Origin of the sequence: Tsukamurella paurometabola, assembly GCF_900631615.1 — a bacterium.
GTDB classification, from domain to species: domain Bacteria; phylum Actinomycetota; class Actinomycetes; order Mycobacteriales; family Mycobacteriaceae; genus Tsukamurella; species Tsukamurella paurometabola_A.
This window is the reverse complement of the sequence record NZ_LR131273.1, coordinates 2871913-2891158: the sequence shown is the minus strand read 5'-3', so window position 1 is coordinate 2891158 and position 19246 is coordinate 2871913. Positions and strand designations below refer to the sequence as shown.

Sequence of the window (19246 nt, the reverse complement as noted above, 5' to 3'; positions counted from 1 at the left end):
CATGCGCGTCCTGCTCGTCTCCTGGGAGTACCCGCCCGTCGTGGTCGGCGGTCTCGGCCGGCACGTGCACCACCTCGCGCTGCAGCTGCGCGACCAGGGCCACGACGTGGTCGTCGTCTCGCGCCAGCCCACGGGCACGGACCCGCGCAGCCACCCCACGTCGGACTCCGTGGTCGACGGGATCCGCGTCATCATGGCCGCGGAGGATCCCCTCGCCCTCGACTTCGGCACCGACATGATGCCGTGGGTGCTGTCCATGGGGCACTCCATGCTCCGCGCGGGCCTGCGGCTCGCGGGGTACAACCCCACTGCCGGGGAGGACGCGCTGCACGGCGCCGGCACCGTCGGCCGGCCCTGGGTGCCCGACGTGGTGCACGCCCACGACTGGCTCGCGGCGCACGCCGCCGTCGGGCTCGCCGAGGCCTTCGACGCGCCCCTCGTCGCGACCATCCACGCCACCGAGGCCGGCCGGCACAGCGGCTGGGTCTCCGGACCGGTGAACCGGCAGGTGCACTCCACCGAGTGGTGGCTCGCGAACGAGGCGGATGCGGTCATCACCTGCTCGCGGTCGATGTCCGACGAGGTGAACCGCCTGTTCGGGCCGGGCCTCGCGCAGCTGCACACGATCGCGAACGGCATCGACGCCACGGCCTGGCCGTACCGGGACCGGTCCCGCGCCGCGGCCCGTCGGGGCGCGCCCCGCCTGCTGTACGTCGGCCGGCTGGAGTACGAGAAGGGCGTGCAGGACCTCATCGCCGCCCTGGCCCGGGTGCGCCGCACACATCCCGGGACGACGCTGACCGTGGCCGGCGACGGCACGCAGGCCGCGTGGCTGCGCGACGTGGCGCGGGAGCACCGGGTGCTGCGGGCCGTCGAGTTCACGGGCGCCCTGGATCACGAGGAGCTCGTCGCGCAGCTGCACTCCGCCGACGCGCTCGTGATCCCGTCCCGGTACGAGCCGTTCGGCATCGTCGCGCTGGAGGGCGCCGCCACGGGCATCCCCGTCATCGCGACGACCGCCGGTGGCCTGGCGGACTTCATCCGGACCGGGCGGACGGGGCTGTCCGTCGAGCCCGCCGACGTACCCGGGCTGACCGCCGCGATCCGCGCGCTGCTCGACGACCCCGTGTCGTCGTACGCGTGGGCCGCCGCGGCGCGCGCCGAGGTCGAAGAGCTCACCTGGGAGGCCGTCGCCCGCGAGACCGCGCAGGTCTACCTCGCCGCAAAGCGCCGCCCGCGCACCCCGCTCGGGCGGCGTGTGATCGACGAGCGGCCGCTCCCCGAGCGCGACCCGACGAACCCCGTCTAGGAGCCTCGGCCCCACGACCTGCGCAATGTGCACGATCGCAAATTCTGTGGCACCGTCGATTCATGACCGCACGACCGTTAGACATCCTTTCCATCGCGCTCGGGGAGGACCGGGCGTGCTGATCCGGAACGAGACGCCGGAGGACCACGCCGCGGTCGCGGAGGTGCACCGGAGCGCGTTCGCGCCCATGACGCCGCCCGGGCGGACCGAGCCACTGGAGGTCGTGCTGGTCGAGGCGCTGCGCCTGAGCGGCGCATGGATCGACGAACTCTCCTTCGTCGCCGAGGACGACGCGGGCACCGTGATCGGCCATGTCTGCCTCACGCGCGCGGCGGTGGGCACGAGCCCGGCACTGGCGGCGGGCCCCCTCGGCGTCCGATCCGACCTGCAGGGGCAGGGCACGGGCTCCGCGCTCATCGTCGCCGCCCTCGGCGCGGCGGATGCGCTCGGGGAGCCCCTCGTGGCGCTGCTCGGGCACAAGGACTACTACCCGCGCTTCGGCTTCGTCCCCGGCGCCGAGGTCGGCGTCGTCCCGGACGTCGCGGAATGGGCCGGCGATTCCTTCATGGTGCGCACGCTCGGCGCGTACACGCCGGACCTGCGGGGCGAGTTCCACTACGCCCGGCCGTTCTACGTGCTGTAGCCCCGGGCGGCGGCCGGGGTCAGTCCGCCTGCGGCAGGCCGCGCGCCTCGGCCTTCTTGCGCTCGATGTCGGCCAGGGCGCGCTCGAGCTCGGCGCGCTCGGCGACGTTGGCGTCCCACATCTCCTTGCGGTTCTTGACGACCTTCGCGGGCGAGCCGACGGCGATCGAGTACGGCGGGATCTCGCCGCGCACCACGGCGTGCGCACCGAGGACGCTGCCGTGGCCGATGAGGGTGTTGCGGGTGACCGTCACCTTGGTGCCGACCCAGGTGTCGCCGCCGATGCGGACGGGGCCCTTGACGATGCCCTGGTCCTTGATGGGGACGTGGATGTCGTCCATCTTGTGGTCGAAGTCGCAGATGTAGCACCAGTCGGCGACGAGCGACGCGGGGCCGAACTCGATGTCGAGGTAGCAGTTGACCACGTTGTCGCGACCGAAGACCGACTTGTCGCCGATGCGCAGCGAGCCCTCGTGGCAACGGATCTTGTTCGAGTCGCCGATGTGGACCCAGCGGCCGATCTCCATGCGCCCGAGGCCGGGCGTCGCGTGGATCTCGACGTTCTTGCCGAGGAAGACCATTCCCTTGAGCACGATGTGCGGGTTCGCCAGGCGGAACTTCAGGAGGCGGAAGTACCGCACCAGGTACCAGGGGGTGTACGCCTTGTTCTTGAGGACCCAGCGCAGCGACGCGGGCGTCAGGAATCGCGCCTGCTGGTCGGCCTGCCGCGCGTGCCGCCACCGCGATCGGTACGGGGCGTTCCACATGCTCGTCATGCAGGGGAGCCTATCCGGCGGGTGCGCCCCGCCGGTCCGGTACGGTCGCCGCGCTAGTCTGTGGGGCGTTCGTCGGAGTGGAGAGTCGAGGGAGTCACATGCGGGTGGGTAGGCGCGCGCTCACACTGGGCGCGACGGTGGCCGCCGCCGCGGTGCTCGTCTCATGCACGCCCGACGACACCTGGGTGTACGCCGACGACTCCGCCGCCTGGCCCGGTATGTACGGCGATTCGCGCAACAGCTCGTACGCCGAGAAGGACGCCGCGTCCTCGCTGGTGCCCGCGTGGAACCGCGATCTCGTCGGCCCCAACACCGTGCAGCCGGCGATCTCCAACCGCGGCATCGTGTCGGTGACCGCCCGCACCGAGACCGGCTGCAGCACGTTCAACCTCGAGCTCACGGTGGGCCGGAAGACCTACTGCCGCCGCGACGCCGCGGGCGCGGATCTGCAGGCCCCCGTCGTGGACCAGTTCGACTACACGTACCTCGGGATCCCGGGCTGGCTCTACAGCTTCAACGCGGACAACCAGGTGCGCTGGCGCTACCCCACGGCGGGCGCGCCGCTGTGGATCAAGCTCGCCGGCGACAACACGGTGCTCGGCGTGACGCACCTCGGCCAGATGGTGCTCGTCGACACGCACGACGGGGTCGCCGCGGGTGCCGCGATCGGACTGTTCCCCCAGGTGTCGGCCGACGCGAACGGCGCGGGCCTCGAGGACTGCGCGACCAACGGACCGGGCTGCCCGGTGTCGGGGCCGCCGGCCGTCGACACGGGCGCCGAACGCGCCTTCGTCGTGGTCGGGGCCAAGGGCGGCCCGTCGAAGGTGATGGCGGTCGACTACGACAAGAACGGCGGCGACCGGCACGACCTGCGGTACGCCTGGGAGCGCGCGGACCTGCCCGACGGGGCCATCGGGTCGCCGGCGCTGTCGGCCGACCGCTCGACCCTGTACGTGAACCTGCGCAATCAGAAGCTGGCCGCGCTCGACGCCCGGACCGGCGCCACCAAGTGGACCCACGACCTCGGGTACCAGAGCACGCAGCCCCCGTCGGTCGCGCCCGACGGCACGATCATCCCCGCCGCCCCCGGGCTGCACCGCGCCCCGTTCGTCGCCCTCAAGGACGAGGGCTCGAGCGTGCGCGAGGTGTTCAAACGCACCGACGCGGCCATGGTCTCCCCCGCGACGCAGATCCGCGGCGGTGTCGGCTACGCGGTGATCCGGTCGTGGGCGGCCGTGCAGTCGCAGCTCATCGAGTTCCGCACCGATACCGGCACCACGCTGCGCACGTTCGACCTGCCGGACTCGGTGAAGTCCGCCTCGGGCGTCTCCATCGGGCCCGACGGTGAGCTGGTGACCGTCGGGAACGACGGGACGGTCTTCGCCTTCACATCCGGGCGCCGCACCGGCGACAGCGTCGCCAAGAACTGACGGCGCTGCCGCTCGGCGGCACGACGGCGTGTTACGCCCGGATGATCCGTGCGGTTACCCGCCCGTCACGGACTCCTCATCGCGCTCCCCCGGTGCGCAGTGCGTTCGTGGGCCTCCTCACGATGGTGCGATCCGTCCACCTCTGCGAAGGAGTTCGCCGCCATGCCCATCACCGATCGCCGGATCACGCTTCGGTTCCTCGCCGCGCCCACCGACGTCGCCACGCTCGGCGGCGGCGTCCGCGGCGGGCGCATCCTGGAGTGGATCGACAAGGCCGCTTACGCCTGCGCCGCGGCGTGGTCGGGCGGCTACTCGGTGACCGCCTACGTCGGCAACATCGGGTTCGGCCGCGACATCGCCTCGGGCGACGTGGTCGAGGTGCGGGCCACGCTCGTCTACACGGGGCGCACGAGCATGCACATCCGCTGCGAGGTGGCCTCCGCCGATCCGCGGGTGGGCACGTTCACCGTCGCCAGCACGTGTCTGCTGGTCTTCGTCGCGGTCGACGAATCGGGCCGGCCGACCCCGGTGCGACAGTGGGAGCCGGTCCTCGCCGAGGACGTGCGCGCCGCGGAGGAGGCGGAGGCCCGGGCCGACGTGCGGCGGCGGATCGCGGCCGCGATGGGCGGAGCGGACTACACCCTGCCCTCCGAGGCGGAGCGGCGCACCACGCGCTTCCTCGCGGCCCCCACCGACATCAACTGGGGCGGGAAGGCGCACGGCGGCCGGGTGATGGGCTGGATGGACGACGCGGCCTACCTGTGCGCGGCGGGATGGAGCGGCGGCGAGGCCGTCACGGTGTACGTGGGCGGCGTGCGCTTCTACCGCCCGGTGCAGATCGGGCAGGTCATCGAGGTCTCGGCACGCCTGCTGCACACGGGCCGGCAGACGATGCACGTCTCCGTCCACCTGGCGACCTGCTGGCCGCACGAGCGCGAGCCGCAGCCGGCGGCGCACGCCCTGCACGTGCTGGCGGCGCTCGACGCCGGCGGCGACGCCACGGCGGTGCGGCCGTGGACACCGCGCCTGCCCGGCGACGTGGCGCTCGATGCGCACGCCCGCGAGCTCATCGCGATCCGCGGTCGGCGGACCGCGTCGGCCGCGACCCGGATGGTGGCGATCTGACCGGCTAAGCTGGGCGCATGGTCCGGCAGCCCCTCACCCCCGAACAGATCGCCGCGGGGCGGCGTCTGGGGGCGCGGCTGCGCGCGGCCCGGGGCGATCGCAGGCCCGACGAGGTCGCCCGCGCGGCCGGGATCTCGCCGGAGACGCTGCGCAAGATCGAGACCGGCCGGATGGCGACCCCCGCGTTCGGCACCGTCGTCGCGCTGGCGGCCGTCCTGGGTGAGCCCCTGGACGCCCTGGCGGCGGAGTACCTCGACGCGGTGCCGCTGCGGCCCACCGGCTGACGCGTGGTATTTTAATACCATGATGGAGCTCAAGACACCCGCCGAGATCGCGAAGATGCGCACCACCGGCATCTTCATCGCCGAGCTCCTCGAGGAACTCACCACGATGGCCGAGCCCGGGATGAACCTCATGGAGCTCGAGTACCGCGCGCGCACGATGATCGAGGACCGGGGCGCGGTGTCGTGCTACTGGGACTACGCTCCGTCGTTCGGCAGCGGCCCGTTCCGCAACGTCACCTGCCTCTCGGTCAACGACGCGTGTCTCCACGGCCTGCCGCACGACTACGTCTTCCAGGACGGCGACCTGCTCACCGTCGACATCGCGGTGTCGATCGACGGCTGGGTCGCGGACGCCGCCCGGAGCGTGAGCGTGGGCACCGCGCGCGCGGAGGACACGCGCCTCATCGAGTGCACGCGCGTCGCACTCGACGCCGCGATCGAGGAGATGCGGCCCGGGAACAGGCTCGGCACCGTCTCGTCGGTGATCGGGGAGACCGCCAAGCGGTACGGGTACCCGGTGAACACGCAGTTCGGCGGGCACGGACTGGGCCGGACCATGCACGAGGATCCGCACGTGCCGAACACCGGCAAGGCACGCAAGGGCATGCTGTTGCGGACCGGGACGACCCTGGCGCTCGAACCGTGGTTCTGCGCCACGACCGATCAGATCACGTTCGATCCGGACGGGTGGACGCTGCGCTCGGCCGACGGTTCCCGCGCCGCGCACAGCGAGCACACCGTCGCCGTCACGGAGGACGGCCCCGTGATCCTCACGGCGCCGGCGTAGCCTCCTGCTGCGCGCCCATCAGGACCCGGGCGGCCTGCCGCGCGCCGTCGACCACACCCTCCGGTCCGAGGATCGCGGCGGTGGCGAGCGCCCCCTCCGTCAGCAGGCCGATCTGCACCGCGACGCGCTCGGGTAGCCCGGCGTCGGCGACCAGCGCCGACAGCTCGTCCTGGTAGCAGGACTTGTTGTGCTGCGCGGCCTCGGCGACGGTCGGCGAGGTGGCGCCGAGCTCGCCGTAGCTGTTGATGAACGAACAGCCGCGGAAGTCGTTCTCGGCGAACATCTCGTCGAGCCAGTCGAAGACCGCGAGGACCCGCTCCTCCGGCCCCCTCGCCCGGTCGACGTACTTGTGCAGCCCGTCGGTCCAACGACGGTCGCGGATGGCGAGCACCTCGGCGACGAGCGCGTCCTTCGACGGGAAGAGCCTGTAGATCGCCTTGAGGGAGACGCCCGCGGCGGCGCGGATCTCGTCCATGCCGACGGCTTGGATCCCCTTGCCGTAGAACAACTTCTCCGCCGCCTCCAGCACAGCGACGCGCTGCTGGTCCGCATCCATGTCCCATCACCCCTTGACGAGAGAACGATCGTTCCCCTACTCTAACAGCCAGCGCGAGAACGATCGTTCTCCGCGAAGCCGACAAGGAGCAGATCATGAGCAAGACAGTCCTCGAGCCCGCCGCCCAGGCCTTCTCCGACGCCACCGCCAACCCGCCCTACCTGTTCGACCTCGGTCCCGTCGAGGGCCGCCGGACCGTCGACGAGGTGCAGTCCGGCGAGGGCGTCGCCCTCCCCGAGGTCGACGAGGAGTGGATCACCGTGCCCGGCGGCCCCACCGGCGAGGTCCGCACCCGCATCGTCCGCCCCAAGGGCGCCACCGGCGTCCTTCCCGTGATCCTCTACGTCCACGGCGCGGGCTGGGTCTTCGGCAACGCCCACACCCACGACCGCCTGGTCCGCGAGTTCGCGGTCGGCACCGGCGCGGCCGTGGTCTTCCCGGAGTACGACCTCTCCCCCGAGGCGCGGTACCCGGTCGCCATCGAGCAGAACTACGCCGTGGCGCAGTGGGTCGTGAACTCGGGTGCGGAGAAGAACCTCGACGGCACCCGCATCGCCGTCTCCGGCGACTCCGTCGGCGGCGACATGGCGGCCGTCCTCGCCCTGCAGGCCAAGACCCGCGGTGACGTGTCGCTGGCCGCACAGGTCCTGCTGTACCCCGTGGTCGACGCCGACTTCGACACCGGCTCCTACCACGAGTTCGCCGAGGGCTACTTCCTGCGCCGCGACGCCATGCAGTGGTTCTGGGACCAGTACACGACCGACGAGGCGCAGCGCGCCGAGATCTTCGCCTCGCCGCTGAACGCGTCGCTGGACGAGCTCGCCGGGCTGCCGCCCGCCACCGTCATCACCGCGGAGGCCGATGTGCTGCGCGACGGCGGCGAGGCCTACGCCGCCAGGCTCCGCGCGGCCGGCAACCAGGTGACCGCCGTGCGCGTCGGCGGTGTCATCCACGACTTCATGATGCTCAACGCGCTGCGCGAGACCCAGGGCGCGCAGGCCGGTTTCGACCTCGCCATCGCCGCGTTCCGCCGCGCGCTCGGCGTCTGACCGGACGCGCCGACGGGCTTCCGCCGCTGCGCCGGCCCGCGACCTCGGGCCGGCGCAGCGGCGTCCGCATGCACGAGATTCAGCGGAACACCGGGCGGAGCCGTACCAGCGCCTCCTCGATCTCGGCGGTCGCGCCCGCGAAGCTGAGCCGCACGGTGCGGCGGCCCCGGACGGTGTCGAAGTCCAGGCCCGGCGTGATCGCGACGCCCGTCTCGTCGAGCACCCGCGCGCACCAGGCGAGGGAATCGTCGGTGAGGTGCCCGATGTCGGCGTACGCGTAGAACGCGCCGTCGGGCGGCGCGACCTCCGTGACCCCCAGCTCCCGCAGGCCGGCGAGAACGATCTCGCGGTTGCGCGCGTACCCGGCGACGTGTGCGTCGAGCTCGTCCTGCGCCTCGTCGGAGAAGGCCGCCACCGCGGCGTACTGGCTGATGGCGGGCGGGCAGATGGTCATGTTCGCGGTGAGCCGCTCGACGGGCCGGCGCAGGTACTCGGGCAGCAGCATCCAGCCGAGCCGCCAGCCGGTCATGGCGAAGTACTTCGACACCGAGCCCATCACGACCTGCTCCCGCGAGCTCTCCCACGCGCAGGACGTGGGGCGGCCGTAGCTGACGCCGTGGTAGATCTCGTCGGAGATGAGCAGCGTGCCGTGCGCCTCGCACCAGCGCGCCAGGTCCGCGAGGTCCGACGGTGCCAGGATCGTCCCGGTGGGGTTCGCCGGGCTCGCGACGATGAGCCCCTTCGGCGGCGTCTCGAGCGATTCCAGCATGGCGACGGTCGGCTGGAAACGGGTCTCGGCACCGCAATCGAGCTCGACGACCTCGCAGCCCAACGCCTTCAGCGTGTTCCGGTACGCGGGGTAGCCGGGCCGCGCCATGACGACGGTGTCGCCCGCGTCGAAGGCGGCGAGGAAGATCAGCGTGAACGCGCCCGACGACCCCGTGGTGACGGCCACCGCCTCGGGCGCGACGTCCAGCCCGTAGGCCCGGCCGTAGTGCGCCGCGATGGTCTCCCGCAGCGGCGCGATGCCCATCGATTCGGTGTAGCCCAGCGGCCCCGCGTCCAGCGCCGCGTGCGCGGCGGCGAGCACCGGGCGCGGCGCCCCGGCGCTCGGCTGGCCCGCAGCCAGCGAGATCACGTCGCCGTGGGTCTCCCGGCGCCGCGCCGCCGCGGCCAGCACGTCCATGACGTGGAACATCTCGACATCGGATCGGCGTGCTTCCTGCATGGAGCCCATCGTTTCACGGCCGGTCGATTCCGAATCCGGCCTCGTGCTCGGTCGCGACGCGACCACTCCGACCCGACGCGGGAATCTGACGGCGTCGGACGGATGACGATCAGCGGGTCGGGCGGGTCAGGTACGCCATCACCTGGCGGCCGAGACGGGTGATCACGACCGTCATCGCCTGCGAGCCCTGGAGTTTGAGCCGCTTGCGCAGGACGTCGGGGTCCACGCCCGCGCCGCGGGTGAGGATCTCGACGGCGCCGACGTCGCGGGCGCGCAACGCCGCGCGGAGGGACTTCTCGGAGAACCGCATCTCCTCGAGGATCTCGAAGCCCCGTTCCCCCGCCGGCACGGCGTCACCGCTCAGATACGCGATGTGCGGGTCGAGCTGCCAGAGCCCGTGCCGCGCGGCGTAGTGCCGCACGAGCCCGGCTCGGATGACGGCGCCGTCGGGCTCGACGAGGTACTTGCCCGCGGGCTCCGGGTCGACGTCGTGCGGATCGGTGGAAAACACCTCGTAGCCGCCGGAGCCCGAGCCGTGCAGCACCGTCGCCCGGGTGAGCCCGGGGACGGCGACGGGGCCGGACCACAGGCAGGCCTCCCGGACTCCGCCGTCCAGCGAGACGACCTCCACCTCGCCGTCGAAGCCCTTGCGGCGCAGTCCGTCGTAGTCGATGCCGGGCGCGGTCTTCACCGCCAGCGAGCGTCCGGCGTACGCGGCGCGCAGGGCGGACAGCGCGGGCGACATCTGCTCGGGGTCGACGATCCGCCGTCCGCCGGCGCGGCGGGCCGGGTCGGCGATCACGACGTCGGCGGTGGACGTCGGCGTCAGCGCGTCCGCGACGTAGACGAGGGCCCGCGGCACGTTGTGCGCGGCCATCCGCGCGCGCAGCGGATCGAGGTCGCTGCCCACGACGCGCGGGCAGACCTGCACCAGCGCGCGCAGCTCCGCGCCGATCGAGCAGGTCACGTCGTGCACGGAGAGCCACGCCAGCCGACGGGCGCGATGCTCGGCGACCGCCGCCGGGGTGGCCTGCTGCACCGCCTCGTCGGTGAGCAGCCAACCGTCGACGTCGCCGAGCTTGGCGGCCGCGCGCCGTCGCGCCCGGACCTGTTCGATGACGGCCGGGGCGTGCGCCCCGGCGATGCCGCGCACCGTCCCGACGTCCGCGAGCAGGGTGCCGTCGGTCAGCGCGAGCCGGTCCGCCGCGGCGACGGCGGCCACGCCGTCGGCCGTGCGGAGATAGGCGAGATCGGCCCCGTCCAACCCGCGTGCCCGGACTACTCGGGCTTGGTGCCCGTGATGGCCAGGTTGTAGAAGAACTTGCGCGGTACGACGCGGCGCATCACGGCCTCGTCGAGTGCGGAGAGCTTCTTCCAGCCGCCGAAGGCGAACCCGGCCCAGCCGAAGCCGAGCTTCGCGGGCGGCACCGCCGCCTCGAAGGTGCGCACGGGCCAGCCCAGGAAGGCGGCCGTGAACTCGTCGGTGCTGGCCGCGACGTTGACGGCGCCGGCGCGGGCGGCCATGGCCTCCATCGCGTCGGGGTCGAAGGTGTGGATGTCGACCACGGCCTCGAGCGCCGCGGCGCGCGAGGACTCGTCGAGCTCCTCCTGCGGGCGGCGCCAGTCGGCGAGGAAGGGCAGCTTCGTGACGTTGGTGGTGATGCCCCACGTGATCCGGCCCAGCCAGCGGGCGTAGAAGTCGCCGATCGTGGTCGGCTCGCCCGCGAAGACGAACCGGCCGCCGGGCTTGAGCACGCGCAGCACCTCGCGCAGCGACTGCTCCACGTCGGGGATGTGGTGCAGCACGGCGTGGCCGACGACCAGGTCGAACGTGTTGTCCTCGTACGGGATGGTCTCGGCGTCCGCGACGCGGCCGTCGACGGTGTGCCCGAGGGCCTCGCCGTTGCGCAGCGCGACCTTCACCATGCCGGGCGAGAGGTCGGTGACCGAGCCGGTCTCCGCGACCCCCGCCGACATGAGGTTGAGCAGGAAGAAGCCGGTGCCGCAACCCAGCTCCAGGGCGCGGCCGTAGGGCTTCTCGTTCTCCCCGCCGGTGGCGGCCTCGAAGCGGTCGCGGGCGTAGTCGATGCACCGCTCGTCGAAGCTGATGTGCCACTTCTCGTCGTACGTCTCGGCCTCCCAGTCGTGGTAGAGCACCTGGGCGAGCTTCGTGTCGGAGAATGCGGCCTCAACCTCGTCCGCCGTGGCGTGCGGGTTGGGGGCCGGCTGCTGGTCGGTCATGAAGGCCTTTCGGAAAGATTGTTCCCGTCAGGTTACCGCCCGGTCAGATCACGGCCAACCCGCGTGATGAGAACACGTTCTGCCGCCCTCGGCGGCCACCGGGGTCCCCGACTACTTACCGACGAACTTCGCCTTGCCCGGACCGTTCTCGATGAACGACGTCATGCCGATGGTGCGATCCTCGGTGGCGAAGAGCCCGGCGAACAGGTGCCGCTCGATCGCGAGGCCGGTGTTGAGGTCGGTGTCCAGGCCCTGGTCGATGGCCTGCTTGGCGGCGCGCAGCGCCTGCGAGGCGGCACCGGTGAACTGCTTCGCCCAGGTCAGTGCGGCGTTGTAGACCTCGTCGGGCGCGACGACCTCGTCCACCAGGCCGATCTGCAGGGCCTCCTCGGCGCCGACGAAGCGGCCCGTGAACACCATGTCCTTCGCCTTGGCGGGCCCGACCAGGCGTGCGAGGCGCTGCGTGCCGCCGCCGCCGGGGATCACGCCGAGCAGGATCTCGGGGACCCCCACCTTGGCGTTGTCGCCGACGATGCGGCGGTCGGCGCCCAGCGCCACCTCGAGCCCGCCACCGAGGGCGTAGCCGGTGATCGCCGCGACGGTCGGCTTGGTGATCGACGCGATCGCCGAGAGGCCGCTCTGGAGCAGGGCGATGGCTTCGCTCATGTCCGTGTAGCCCATCGCCTGCATCTCCTTGATGTCGGCGCCGGCCGCGAAGACCTTGGGCCCGCCGTAGACCACGACGGCCTTGATGTCGTCGCGCTTGTTCACCTCGGCCGCGAGCTCCAGGAGCTCGTTCTGCACCTGCGAGTTGAGCGCGTTCATCGGCGGGCGGTTCAGGCGGATCGTGCCGATGCCGGGGTGCTCGTCGGTGGTCTCGAGGGTCACGAATTCAGTCATGACCCCAGAGGTTACCGGGTGCCCCGACGTTTAGTTGGACGTCCACGTAAATCCTGTGGGTGCACTCCGTCAGTAGATCGTCGACCCCGCGGCGTACTCGGCCCAGCCCGGGAACCGTCGCTCCTCGCGCGTCATGCCGTCGACGATCGCGACGGGCGTGAGGTCCGCCCCCTCGGCGGCCCACCCCAGCACGTCCTCGACCGTGTCGAAGGGCAGCAGCTGGAACAGCTGGGAGTAGGTCGGCGCCATGAGCTTGTTGCGACCCGCGAGCCACGCGTCGATGATCGCCTGCGGTCGGTGCCAGCCCGCCGACACGGCCTCCGTGGTCACGCACGTCGCCTCCTGCCCTGCGGGCAGCGCGGCCAGGTAGAACATCGTGTCGTAGCGGCGGGGCCGGCCGGGCGGCGTCACCCAGCGCGAGAGCGGCACGAGGTCGTCGGGGTGCACGCGCACGCCGCACTCCTCGTGGGTCTCCCGTGCCGCGGTGACCCGCAGGTCGTCGCCGTCCGACGGCTCGATGCCGCCGCCGGGGAACACGGTCACGTCCGGCGCGAACTCCATCCCGCTCGCGCGGGTCTGCACGAAGACCTCCAGCCCGTCGCGCGCGGTGCGCAGCAGCAGGACGGTGGCCGCGGGCCGGACGGGGACGTCCGGAAGGTCGCGCCGGTGGTCGGCGCCCTCCGCCCGGTGGGCCGCATCGGCGCGGCGGGCGGCCTCGTCGCCGCTCATGCCTGCAGCCTCCGGCGTCCGGGGCGCGAGGCCCGTCGGGCGAAGAACCGGCCGTCCACCTCGTCGAGCAGGATGCGCTGGCTGAAGGTCTCGGAGAGCACGTCGGCGGTGAGCACGTCGCCGATGAGGCCCTGCGCCACGACGCCGCCCTCCTTGAGCATCAGGGCGTGCGTGAAGCCCGGCGGCACCTCCTCGACGTGGTGCGTCACGAGCACCGTCGCCGGCGCGTCGGGATCGTGCGCGAGGGTGTCGAGCCGGGCGACGAGCTCCTCGCGGCCACCGAGGTCGAGCCCCGCGGCGGGCTCGTCGAGCAGCATGAGTTCGGGGTCGGTCATGAGGGCACGGGCGATGAGCACGCGCTTGCGCTCGCCCTCGGAGAGGGTGCCGAAGCGGCGGTTCGCCAGGTGTTCGGCACCCATGGACTCCAGCACGTCCACGGCGCGGCCGATGTCCACCTCGTCGTAGCGCTCGCGCCACCGGCCGAGCACCGCGTATCCGGCGGAGACCACGAGGTCGGTCACCAGCTCGTCGTCCGGCACCCGGGAGGCCAGTGCGGCGGAGCAGACGCCGATCCGCGCCGTGAGGTCCTGCACCACGGTCTTGCCGAGGACCTCTCCCAGGATGTGGGCGGCGCCGGCACTGGGGAAGTCCTGTGCGGAGGCGAGGCGCATCAGCGACGTCTTCCCCGCGCCGTTCGGGCCGATGACGATCCACCGCTCGTCCAGCTCGACCCGCCAATCGATGGGGCCCACCAGGGTTCGGCCGTCGCGCCGCAGGCTCACCCCGCGGAAGTCGATCACCAGGTCCTGGTCGGGTTCGTCGGCGGAGTCGGGGGCGGGCGCGGTGGAGGCGGCGGCGGGATCGGACACATCACCATCCTGCCGCACGGACCGGGCCGCGGTTGGCAGGATGGTCCCCGTGTCCACAGACCACCGCTCTCCCACCCCCGGCGCCCCGTACCCCCTCGGCGCCGACCCGCAGCCCGGCGGCGTGAACTTCGCCGTGCACGCCCCGCGCGCCACCGACGTGTGGGTGTGCCTGATCGACATCGACGAGGCGGGCGCGCGTACCGAGCAGCGCCTGCGGCTGCCCGCGCAGACGGCCGGGGTCCATCACGGCTTCGTCGCGGGGCTCGGTGAGGGCACGCGGTACTGTCTGCGCGCGGCGGGGCCGTGGGAGCCCGGGGACGGGCTGCGGTTCACCGAGCACAAGGCCCTCATCGACCCGTACGCCCGCCGCATCGACGGCGCACTGGGCGACGGTGCCGCCCTCCTCCCCTACGGCGAGGACGGCGGACCGTCGGAGGTCGACTCGCTCCCCCATATCCCTCTCAGCGTGGTCACCGGCCCACCGCCCGCTCCCGAGCCCGGGCCGCGCGTCCCGTGGGACCGGACGGTGATCTGCGAGATCCACGTCGGCTCGTACACCGCGCGGCACCCGGACGTCCCGGAGGAGTTGCGCGGTACGTACCTCGGACTGGCACAGCCCGCGGTCGTCGAGCACCTGCGGCGCATCGGCGTCACCGCGGTCGAGCTGCTGCCCGTCCAGGCCTGCCTGACCGAGCCGGGCGTCCGCGATCGCGGGATGCGCAACCACTGGGGCTATTCGACGGGCGCGTACTTCGCGCCGGACCCGCGGTACGCGGCACAGCCGGGCGCCGAGGTGGAGGAGTTCGCGCAGCTCGTGTCCGCACTGCACTCGGCGGGCCTCGAGGTGCTCATGGACGTGGTCTACAACCACACCGCCGAGGAGTCCGTCGCCGGGCCGTCGCTGTCCTGGCGCGGGCTGGACGCGCCCGGCTACTACCTGCTCGAGAACGGCGAGGACCTCGACTACACGGGCTGCGGCAACACGGTGGACTGCGCCTCCCCGGCGTCCGTGCGGATGATCCTCGACAGCCTGCGGCACTTCGCCGACGGGTTCGGCGTCGACGGGTTCCGGTTCGACCTCGCGAGCGTCCTGGGCCGCGGCCGCACGGGTACGGGCCCGCAGGGTCCGGTGATCCCGTTCGACCACCGCGCCCCGCTCCTCACCGCCATCGCGGCCGACCCGGTGCTCTCCACCCGCAAGCTCATCGCCGAGCCGTGGGACGCGACGGGCGAGGGCTACCGTGTGGGCGGCTTCCCGCCGGTGTGGGCCGAGTGGAACGACCGCTACCGCGACACCGTCCGCGACTTCTTCGCCGGGGGCGCGACCGTCGGCGCGCTGGCCTCGCGGGTGTCGGGCAGCCAGGACCTGTTCGGTGCGCAGGGCCGTACGCCCTTCTCGTCCGTCAACTTCATCACCGCACACGACGGCTTCACGGCCCGCGACCTGGTGAGCTACGAGCGCAAGCACAACGAGGCCAACGGCGAGAACAACCGCGACGGCACCGACAACAACCACTCGGTCAACCACGGCTTCGAGGGCGGCACCACCGACCCGGCCGTCCTCGCGGCCCGCGCGGCGCACGTGCGCGCCCTGCTGGCGACGCTGCTGCTCTCCACCGGCACCCCGATGCTCCTCGGGGGCGACGAGCTGGGCCACACCCAGTACGGCAACAACAACGCCTACTGCGTACCCGAGGGCACTCCCGCGGCCGACGCCTTCGCCGTGGACTGGGACGCCGCCGACGCCGACCTGACGGCCTTCGTCGCGCGGGTGGCGGCGGTGCGGCGTGCGGCGCCGGTGCTGCGGCAGCACGAGTTCTTCGACGGGCGCGCGACCCGGGACGGCGAGCCCGACCTCGCGTGGTTCGGGGCCGACGGGGCCGAGATGGCGGGCGACGCGTGGCAGTCCCCCGAGGTCCGCACCCTGCAGGCGTGGGTCGACGGTTCCGACGTCCGCGCCCCGGGCCGCGACAGCGCCGTCGCGGAGAAGGACGCGCTCATCGTCTGGCACGCGGGCGGCGATGCCGTCGTGGTGCTGGGCGGCCCCGAGTCGTGCTCGCACGACTGGGAGCTCATCGTCGACACGACGCTGCCCACGGGCGAGCCGGGCGGTGCCGGGAGCGAAGCGGGCGGCAGGCGCACCGTCTACCCGTCCCGCGCGGAGATCACCGTCTCGGGCCCGACGGTGCTGGCCTTCCAGCAGGTCTGACGGGTCGGGCCGAGCGACTCAGCTCTCGATCGGCACGCGGCGCACGCTGCCGTCGACGGCGTCGGCGGCCTCGATCTCGTCGCGGGTCACGCCGAGCACGAACAGCACGGCGTCGAGATACGGGTGCGAGAGCGCGGCGTCGGCGACCTCGCGCAGTGCGGGCTTGGCGTTGAAGGCCACGCCCAGCCCGGCGGCGGAGAGCATGTCGATGTCGTTCGCCCCGTCGCCCACCGCGACGGTCTCCTCCACCGGGACGCCGAACGTGTCGGCGAACTCCTGGAGCGCCCTGGCCTTCCCGGGCCGGTCCACGACCTCGCCGACGACCCGCCCCGTGAGCACGCCGTCGACCACCTCCAGGGTGTTGGCACGCACGAAGTCCAGCTCGAGATCCTGCGCGAGCGGCTCGATCACGGCCGTGAAGCCGCCGGAGACGACGCCGCAGCGGTAGCCGAGGCGCTTGAGCGTGCGGATCGTGGTGCGAGCGCCGGGGGTCAGCTGCAGCCCGGCGGCGACATCGTCGATCACCGACGCCGGAAGACCCGCGAGGTTCTGCACACGGGCGTGCAGCGACTGCTCGAAGTCGAGCTCGCCCCGCATGGCCGCCTCGGTCACCGCGGCGACCTCGGCCTCCTTGCCCGCGCGGGCGGCGAGCATCTCGATGACCTCGCCCTGCACCAGCGTGGAGTCGACGTCGAAGCAGATGAGCCGCTTGGAGCGGCGCGCGATGCCGGCGCGGGAGGTGGCGATGTCGACGCCCTGCTCCTTGGCGACGGCCGCGAGTTCCGCCCGGAAGGTGGCCTCGTCGGCAGCCCCGGGACCGCTGGGCACCGTCACCAGCAGCTCGAGCGCGGTGACGGGGTAGTCCGCGACACCGGCGATCGACTCGATGTTGACGTCGCGTGCGGCGAGGGCGGTCGCGAGCGCCGAGAGCGCGCGGGCGCTCACCGGCGCACCGAGGAGGACGACGGCGTGCGTGGGCACGGGCGGGCGGGGCGGCTGTTCGGCGGTGATCTCGACCGCGACGTCCATCCCGACGGTGGCCATGGCCTGCTCGACGAGCTCCTGCACGTGCTCGGGATCGCCGTGGACCGCGGCGAGCACGCCGAGCGTGAGGCGGCCGCGGATCACCGTCTGCTCCACGTCGAGGACGCTGACCTCGTTCCGGGCCAGGACGCCGAACAGGACCGAGCTCACGCCGGGCTTGTCGCCGCCGGTCACGGTGATGAGGATCGTGGGGGCCGAGGTCGCATCGTGCACGGGGAAAGCGTAGTCGGCGTGCGGTGGAACGCCGAACGGCGCCTCCCGGAGGGAGACGCCGTTCGTGTGGAGCCGGGGCCGTGCGCTAGTGGCCCTTGCCGGGGCCGGAGTGGGCCTCGGCGCGCATGCGCTCGACCATGTGCGGGTAGTGCAGCTCGAACGCGGGGCGCTCGGAGCGGATGCGGGGCAGCTCGGTGAAGTTGTGCCGCGGCGGCGGGCAGCTGGTGGCCCACTCGAGGCTGTTGCCGAAGCCCCACGGATCGTCGACCGTGACAACCTCGCCGTAGCGGTAGCTCTTGAAGACGTTCCACACGAAGGGCAGCGTCGAGGCGCCCAGGATGAACGCGCCGACCGTCGAGATCTGGTTCAGCGTGGTGAAGCCGTCGGTGTCGAGGTAGTCGGCGTAGCGACGGGGCATGCCCTCCGCGCCGAGCCAGTGCTGCACCAGGAACGTCATGTGGAAGCCGATGAAGGTGAGCCAGAAGTGCCAGCGGCCCAGGCCCTCGTCGAGCATGCGTCCCGTCATCTTCGGGAACCAGAAGTAGATGCCGGCGTAGGTCGCGAACACGATGGTGCCGAACAGCACGTAGTGGAAGTGCGCGACGACGAAGTAGGTGTCGGACACCGCGAAGTCCAGCGGGGGCGACGCCAGCAGCACGCCGGTCAGGCCGCCGAAGAGGAAGGTCACGATGAAGCCGATCGAGAACAGCATCGGCGATTCGAACGTTATCTGGCCTCTCCACATGGTGAGGATCCAGTTGAAGAACTTCACGCCCGTAGGCACCGCGATGAGGAAGGTCATGAAGCTGAAGAAGGGCAGCAGCACCGCGCCGGTGGCGTACATGTGGTGCGCCCACACCGCGACGGAGAGCGCCGCGATGGCCAGCGTCGCCAGGACCAGTCCGCTGTAGCCGAAGATCGGCTTGCGGCTGAACACGGGGAAGATCTCGGAGACGATGCCGAAGAAGGGCAGCGCGATGATGTAGACCTCGGGGTGTCCGAAGAACCAGAACAGGTGCTGCCACAGGATGACGCCGCCGTTGGCGGGGTCGTAGATGTGGGCGCCGAACTGGCGGTCGACCTCGAGGCCCATGAGGGCGGCGGTCAGCAGCGGGAAGGCCAGCAGGATCAGCAGCGAGGTCACCAGGATGTTCCAGGTGAAGATCGGCATGCGGAACATCGTCATACCGGGGGCGCGCATGCAGATCACGGTGGTCACCATGTTGACGGCACCGAGGATGGTGCCGAGACCACCCACGCCGAGGCCCATGATCCACAGGTCGGCGCCGGGGCCGGGCGAGTGGAGGGCGTCGGTGAGCGGGGTGTACGCGGTCCAGCCGAAGTCGGCCGCGCCACCCGGGGTGATGAAGCCGGCGATCACCATGAGCGCGCCGAAGACGAACAGCCAGTAGCCGAACGCGTTCAGGCGCGGGAACGCGACGTCGGGCGCACCGATCTGGAGCGGCAGCACGAAGTTGGCGAAACCGATGACGATCGGGGTCGCGTACAGCAGCAGCATCACGGTGCCGTGCATGGTGAACAGCTGGTTGAACTGCTCGGTGGAGAGGAACTGCAGGCCCGGGTTCGCGAGCTCGGCGCGCATCAGGAGCGCCATCAGGCCGCCGATGAGGAAGAACGCGAAGCACGTGACGATGTACATGATGCCCAGCGTCTTGTGGTCGGTCGTCGTCACCAGCTTGTAGATGAACGACCCCTTGGGCCCGGTCCGCTGCGGGTACGGACGTGCGGCGGTCACCTCGACTGCCGGACGATGCGCTTGCGCGGTCACAAATCCTCCTGCCCTGGGCCTGCCGGTACCGCGGCTGTCGGTATCGGCGTACGGCCTCTTCAATCA

At 72.0% G+C, this 19246-nt stretch carries 18 protein-coding genes; 8 read left to right on the top strand and 10 right to left on the bottom strand.

Annotated elements, in window-relative coordinates:
* Position 1: 1 nt before the first annotated feature.
* The gene (locus tag ELY19_RS14455; protein ID WP_126196836.1) at positions 2-1309 is read left to right on the top strand and encodes a glycosyltransferase family 4 protein; all 1308 of its coding nucleotides are present in this window, start codon (positions 2-4) and stop codon (positions 1307-1309) included.
* Positions 1310-1424: 115 nt separating this feature from the next.
* Positions 1425-1952, top strand: coding sequence for a GNAT family N-acetyltransferase (locus tag ELY19_RS14450; RefSeq protein ID WP_126196835.1), 528 nt, complete (start codon positions 1425-1427; stop codon positions 1950-1952).
* Between the two features lie 19 nt (positions 1953-1971).
* Here ELY19_RS14450 and ELY19_RS14445 read toward each other — a convergent pair whose 3' ends face one another.
* Complete coding sequence (locus tag ELY19_RS14445) at positions 1972-2727, bottom strand: acyltransferase (protein WP_126196834.1); 756 nt, start codon at positions 2725-2727, stop codon at positions 1972-1974.
* 98 nt (positions 2728-2825) lie between these two features.
* On the opposite strand from ELY19_RS14445, the gene ELY19_RS14440 reads away from it, so the two are divergent.
* The 4 genes from ELY19_RS14440 to map all read left to right on the top strand — a co-directional run bounded on the left by ELY19_RS14440 (position 2826) and on the right by map (position 6353).
* Positions 2826-4157 carry a PQQ-binding-like beta-propeller repeat protein gene (locus ELY19_RS14440; protein WP_126196833.1) on the top strand — a complete coding sequence of 444 codons (1332 nt, stop codon included), beginning with the start codon at positions 2826-2828 and terminating at the stop codon, positions 4155-4157.
* A 162-nt stretch (positions 4158-4319) separates the two neighbouring features.
* Positions 4320-5282 carry an acyl-CoA thioesterase gene (locus tag ELY19_RS14435; RefSeq protein WP_126196832.1) on the top strand — a complete coding sequence of 321 codons (963 nt, stop codon included), beginning with the start codon at positions 4320-4322 and terminating at the stop codon, positions 5280-5282.
* 17 nt (positions 5283-5299) lie between these two features.
* Positions 5300-5566 (top strand): helix-turn-helix domain-containing protein, encoded by a 267-nt coding sequence (locus ELY19_RS14430; RefSeq protein ID WP_126196831.1) that lies wholly within the window; start codon positions 5300-5302, stop codon positions 5564-5566.
* A gap of 19 nt (positions 5567-5585) precedes the next feature.
* A complete protein-coding gene (gene map, locus ELY19_RS14425) occupies positions 5586-6353 on the top strand; it encodes a type I methionyl aminopeptidase (protein WP_126196830.1) in 768 nt (255 codons plus the stop codon).
* Here the strand turns inward: map and ELY19_RS14420 are convergent.
* Positions 6337-6909 (bottom strand): TetR/AcrR family transcriptional regulator, encoded by a 573-nt coding sequence (locus ELY19_RS14420; RefSeq protein WP_126196829.1) that lies wholly within the window; start codon positions 6907-6909, stop codon positions 6337-6339. The genes map and ELY19_RS14420 overlap by 17 nt on opposite strands.
* Before the next feature lie 95 nt (positions 6910-7004).
* Here ELY19_RS14420 and ELY19_RS14415 point away from each other — a divergent pair, with 95 nt between their 5' ends.
* The gene (locus tag ELY19_RS14415; protein WP_126196828.1) at positions 7005-7958 is read left to right on the top strand and encodes an alpha/beta hydrolase; all 954 of its coding nucleotides are present in this window, start codon (positions 7005-7007) and stop codon (positions 7956-7958) included.
* A 79-nt stretch (positions 7959-8037) separates the two neighbouring features.
* On the opposite strand, the gene ELY19_RS14410 is transcribed toward ELY19_RS14415, so the two are convergent.
* The 6 genes from ELY19_RS14410 to ELY19_RS14385 all read right to left on the bottom strand — a co-directional run bounded on the left by ELY19_RS14410 (position 8038) and on the right by ELY19_RS14385 (position 13925).
* Positions 8038-9195 carry a pyridoxal phosphate-dependent aminotransferase gene (locus ELY19_RS14410; RefSeq protein ID WP_126196827.1) on the bottom strand — a complete coding sequence of 386 codons (1158 nt, stop codon included), beginning with the start codon at positions 9193-9195 and terminating at the stop codon, positions 8038-8040.
* A 100-nt stretch (positions 9196-9295) separates the two neighbouring features.
* Positions 9296-10450 (bottom strand): class I SAM-dependent methyltransferase, encoded by a 1155-nt coding sequence (locus ELY19_RS14405; RefSeq protein WP_126196826.1) that lies wholly within the window; start codon positions 10448-10450, stop codon positions 9296-9298.
* 14 nt (positions 10451-10464) lie between these two features.
* Complete coding sequence (locus ELY19_RS14400; RefSeq protein WP_126196825.1) at positions 10465-11427, bottom strand: class I SAM-dependent methyltransferase; 963 nt, start codon at positions 11425-11427, stop codon at positions 10465-10467.
* A 111-nt stretch (positions 11428-11538) separates the two neighbouring features.
* Entirely contained in the window at positions 11539-12327 is a 789-nt protein-coding gene (locus ELY19_RS14395; RefSeq protein ID WP_126196824.1) for an enoyl-CoA hydratase/isomerase family protein, read from the bottom strand.
* A gap of 69 nt (positions 12328-12396) precedes the next feature.
* Complete coding sequence (locus ELY19_RS14390; RefSeq protein WP_126196823.1) at positions 12397-13056, bottom strand: NUDIX hydrolase; 660 nt, start codon at positions 13054-13056, stop codon at positions 12397-12399.
* Entirely contained in the window at positions 13053-13925 is an 873-nt protein-coding gene (locus ELY19_RS14385) for an ABC transporter ATP-binding protein (RefSeq protein ID WP_126196822.1), read from the bottom strand. Before ELY19_RS14385 ends, ELY19_RS14390 begins: the two co-directional genes overlap by 4 nt.
* Positions 13926-13965: 40 nt before the next feature.
* Here ELY19_RS14385 and glgX point away from each other — a divergent pair, with 40 nt between their 5' ends.
* Positions 13966-16134 (top strand): glycogen debranching protein GlgX, encoded by a 2169-nt coding sequence (glgX, locus tag ELY19_RS14380; protein ID WP_126196821.1) that lies wholly within the window; start codon positions 13966-13968, stop codon positions 16132-16134.
* An 18-nt stretch (positions 16135-16152) separates the two neighbouring features.
* Here glgX and serB read toward each other — a convergent pair whose 3' ends face one another.
* Together serB and ctaD are read right to left on the bottom strand one after the other, a co-directional pair.
* Positions 16153-17391 carry a phosphoserine phosphatase SerB gene (gene serB / locus ELY19_RS14375; RefSeq protein WP_126196820.1) on the bottom strand — a complete coding sequence of 413 codons (1239 nt, stop codon included), beginning with the start codon at positions 17389-17391 and terminating at the stop codon, positions 16153-16155.
* A gap of 85 nt (positions 17392-17476) precedes the next feature.
* Positions 17477-19180 (bottom strand): aa3-type cytochrome oxidase subunit I, encoded by a 1704-nt coding sequence (gene ctaD, locus ELY19_RS14370; protein ID WP_227966841.1) that lies wholly within the window; start codon positions 19178-19180, stop codon positions 17477-17479.
* Positions 19181-19246: the final 66 nt, after the last annotated feature.

Coding starts and splice junctions, on each gene's coding strand:
- ELY19_RS14455 (WP_126196836.1), top strand. CDS start 2: ATGCGCGTCCTGCTCGTCTCCTGGGAGTACCCGCCCGTCGTGGTCGGC.
- ELY19_RS14445 (WP_126196834.1), bottom strand. CDS start 2,727: ATGACGAGCATGTGGAACGCCCCGTACCGATCGCGGTGGCGGCACGCG.
- ELY19_RS14440 (WP_126196833.1), top strand. CDS start 2,826: ATGCGGGTGGGTAGGCGCGCGCTCACACTGGGCGCGACGGTGGCCGCC.
- ELY19_RS14435 (WP_126196832.1), top strand. CDS start 4,320: ATGCCCATCACCGATCGCCGGATCACGCTTCGGTTCCTCGCCGCGCCC.
- ELY19_RS14430 (WP_126196831.1), top strand. CDS start 5,300: ATGGTCCGGCAGCCCCTCACCCCCGAACAGATCGCCGCGGGGCGGCGT.
- map (WP_126196830.1), top strand. CDS start 5,586: ATGATGGAGCTCAAGACACCCGCCGAGATCGCGAAGATGCGCACCACC.
- ELY19_RS14420 (WP_126196829.1), bottom strand. CDS start 6,909: ATGGATGCGGACCAGCAGCGCGTCGCTGTGCTGGAGGCGGCGGAGAAG.
- ELY19_RS14415 (WP_126196828.1), top strand. CDS start 7,005: ATGAGCAAGACAGTCCTCGAGCCCGCCGCCCAGGCCTTCTCCGACGCC.
- ELY19_RS14410 (WP_126196827.1), bottom strand. CDS start 9,195: ATGGGCTCCATGCAGGAAGCACGCCGATCCGATGTCGAGATGTTCCAC.
- ELY19_RS14400 (WP_126196825.1), bottom strand. CDS start 11,427: ATGACCGACCAGCAGCCGGCCCCCAACCCGCACGCCACGGCGGACGAG.
- ELY19_RS14395 (WP_126196824.1), bottom strand. CDS start 12,327: ATGACTGAATTCGTGACCCTCGAGACCACCGACGAGCACCCCGGCATC.
- ELY19_RS14390 (WP_126196823.1), bottom strand. CDS start 13,056: ATGAGCGGCGACGAGGCCGCCCGCCGCGCCGATGCGGCCCACCGGGCG.
- glgX (WP_126196821.1), top strand. CDS start 13,966: ATGGTCCCCGTGTCCACAGACCACCGCTCTCCCACCCCCGGCGCCCCG.